The organism is Desulfogranum japonicum DSM 18378 (assembly GCF_000429945.1).
Lineage (GTDB): Bacteria > Desulfobacterota > Desulfobulbia > Desulfobulbales > Desulfobulbaceae > Desulfogranum > Desulfogranum japonicum.
The window spans coordinates 1-1,703 of the sequence record NZ_AUCV01000116.1; the positions used below are offsets into that span (position 1 = coordinate 1).

General features: G+C 41.7%; 2 protein-coding genes. Both read left to right on the top strand.

Annotated elements, in window-relative coordinates; all coding sequences use genetic code 11:
- Positions 1 to 481: 481 nt before the first annotated feature.
- Positions 482 to 1,054, top strand: coding sequence for an AAA family ATPase (locus G493_RS30850; protein WP_051309812.1), 573 nt, complete (start codon positions 482 to 484; stop codon positions 1,052 to 1,054).
- Positions 1,055 to 1,467: 413 nt separating this feature from the next.
- The gene (locus G493_RS0122590; protein WP_153306645.1) at positions 1,468 to 1,659 is read left to right on the top strand and encodes an RNA-binding protein; all 192 of its coding nucleotides are present in this window, start codon (positions 1,468 to 1,470) and stop codon (positions 1,657 to 1,659) included.
- The last annotated feature ends 44 nt before the right edge of the window (positions 1,660 to 1,703 follow it).

Below are 1,703 nucleotides of genomic sequence, written 5' to 3' on the forward strand. Positions count from 1 at the left end.
CATCAAGCAATAATATTACCTAGTCGGTTGAAATTATTATGCAATTCAAGAAAAGATGGGCCCAGAAGGTTGTGCCATAAATATCGGATGCACCCAGTCGCAACTTGGTAACAAGAGTTTTTGCCTTTAGCGGTGAGCGTCCCCAGTAATGTGATCACCCGGGATGACAATTAACATATTGTTGCGTATGTCGGTGGATCTAGTGGAGTGAATCTGCCGACTGAAGCACTTGTTATGCTTTGGCAAGAGATGGTAAGCTTGTAACCCGATGGTAGATTTTTATCCCTGTGATAAGCGTCGAAGAAATATATTATGAATGTATCCTTTAATTTTTGGAAAGGACCTGCTCGGATATATCCTCATGAATCTGGCATGTTCACGTTCAATAAGAAAGCCTCAACTCGCATGGGACTGACGTCGTGCCAGTGACGACAATCAATAAGGTTTGATTCATCAGTGAACTGATTACGCAAGTTACGAAATGATGCGAATACACATTTTTGGTGCATCTGGCTCAGGTACAACAACCCTTGGAAAAGCCCTGGCTGATCGCATGGCTTACCCACACTATGATACAGATGAGTATTTTTGGATGCCAACAAAGCCGCCTTTTCAAACCATACGAGAACGCACTGATAGAGAAAAAATTTTACGTCACGACCTTGAACGATGCAGCTCATGGGTTCTTTCTGGTTCGTTGTGTGGTTGGGGGGATTTTGCAATACCTCTGTTCGATCTTGTTATATTTTTATGGTTGGCACCTGCTGTAAGAATGGAAAGGCTTAAAAGAAGGGAAATAGAGCGTTATGGACCGAGTATTGAAAGTCCTGTTAATCCTGGGCATAAACAACACAGGAAGTTTCTGCAGTGGGCTGCAAGCTATGATACCGGCGGACCAGATATGCGAAGTAAAAAATTACATGAAGAATGGATTGCGCACCTGCCGTGCGAGGTAATCAGGCTTGAAAATGAGCAAGCTGTTTTACAGCATCTAGAGGTACTTTTTCAATCACCAGTATTCACGAACACTTTGAAAGGACATCCAGCCGTATAACTTATTCACAGACAGATAATTCTCAATGAAAGAACCAATGAAATTCCCTGTAAAAAAAAGAATCTCAGATGGGTTGAAAGTCTTCTGACTGCTATTGGGCATTTAGATGGAGAAACTCAGATTCCTGTGATGAAACAGGCTGGAGAAAGCTGTGTTTCTGATATATTGACGCTATGTGAAACTCATTTGGGGTATTCAATAGATGCGGTCGACGATCTTGTGTATGGCTGGAATATGCTGCGAGAATCAAAAAAATTAAAGGTCAATGGGAGGCTGGAATAGTCGGGATACGCTGGACTTTTTACGAATATGGCTGTCCACTCGTTCGATCCGGTTTAGTCGCTCTTCACACAACGCTATGTTTATGCTCAAAAGGGATGGTGATGATGTTTGTATGTTTCAGGTTAAGGGTCATGGAAAAAATTAATTATCCAATCTTGCTTGTCTCTCAACTCGGTAACGTTGCTGCATTAATGGCTCAATACGGCCAGTACGGAACCATTGACGCGACGACGTTACCAAACCGATATCCTGCTCAATTTTTGGATATTTATTATCTGAAGTTTCCTGAAAATTGTGCGGCAAGGTTAAAAGCTAAACCGTAAACATGGGAAACGTTTTTATATGAGAATGACTATTAAAAAGCGGT